The sequence below is a fragment of the Mesorhizobium sp. P2_E9 genome (assembly GCF_056403815.1).
In genome coordinates this window covers 1-1253 of record NZ_JBFUET010000051.1, presented here as the reverse complement: position 1 = coordinate 1253, position 1253 = coordinate 1, and the positions used below count along the sequence as shown (strand labels likewise).

At 57.6% G+C, this 1253-nt stretch carries 1 protein-coding gene; it reads right to left on the bottom strand.

The features are described from left to right. Positions 1-21: 21 nt before the first annotated feature. Entirely contained in the window at positions 22-1167 is a 1146-nt protein-coding gene (locus AC1D05_RS35710) for an ISAs1 family transposase (protein WP_477447674.1), read from the bottom strand. Positions 1168-1253: the final 86 nt, after the last annotated feature.

Here is a 1253-nt window from a genome sequence, read left to right as displayed (position 1 = left end):
CAGGGGAATCGGGTGAGTTAATTATCGTGTGATGAGGGTTGCCAGAAAGTCATCGTCCCATGCGGCGACCTTTCGTTTCAGCCGCAAGGAATCCTTTCCGGGGGCTTTTCGTATCAGGTTGAGAGCGATGTGCTTTATGGTTGTGAAGTTTGCGGGAGCATGATCGGTACGCAGGCGGCATTCATCGTCTCGGAAGACCATGTCCAGCACCCAATGGAGGCTGTTCTCGACGGCCCAATGGTCGCGGATGAGAGGTCCGATCAAGCTGGCGATGAGAGCCAGCGAGGTGATGTAGAAACGCGTCTCCCGTTCGATCTTGGCGCCAGCCTCACGGGTGCTTTGGACCATGACGACGCTCTTGAGGCCCGGCCACTGATGGCTTTGTTGAAGCCAGTCAATGTCGTGGATGACGGTAATATCCCGGGTCTCGATACGTCCGTGATCGCCATCGACCGTACTGGCACGGCTTACGGTGGTGTCTTTGAAATCGCTGGCTTTTTGTTCGGCCGCAAAGAGTTCGACGTCATCGCGCAGTGTGCCTTGATTGCCTTTGAGGGCGAAGATGTAGTCGGCCTTCTTGTCCAGGACCTTCTGGGCGATGGCGCGCTGGCAGCCCATGGCATCGATGGTCACGATGGCCCCTTCAATGGCCAGCATGTCCAGCAGCTTGGGAATGGCGAGGATCTCATTGGCCTTGTCCGCTACCTTGACCTGCCCCAGCACCAGACGCTGGCGGGCGGCGAAGGCGGAAACCATGTGTATCGGCTCCTCGGCATTCCTGGAGCCCTTGGAGCGGCGGACCGTCTTGCCATCTATGGCGACGACGCCTTCCGGCGCACCCGTCAGTGACGCTACCCACGCCACAAAGCAGCGCTGGAAGTGTTCGGCATCAAGGCTGGCAAGGATATCACCCAGATGATCATGCGCTGGCACGCCTTCACGAAAGGGTCGAAACCGACGAAGCAGATCGAGCTTTTTCTCACCAAAGCGGGCGATGTCGGTGATGGCTTCCGCCCCGGCGATCACCGCCATAAGACACAGCAGCAGCACCTCATCCAGCGGATACCTTACCTTCGCACTCTGCCGACCATCAGGCAGATCCTTGAAATGACCCAGAAAAACAACCGTTTCCGCGAACGCACCGGCGTTGCAAGCCACATCGTCCATCCAGATATTCCCCCTCAGAATCAAATGATCTCGACAGATTCAGCTCTCAACCTCCTTGTCACGCGTTAACTCACCCGATTGCCCTG

Bases quoted from the DNA above. Each gene is read 5' to 3' on its own strand.
- AC1D05_RS35710 (WP_477447674.1), bottom strand. From the start codon at position 1,167: ATGGACGATGTGGCTTGCAACGCCGGTGCGTTCGCGGAAACGGTTGTT.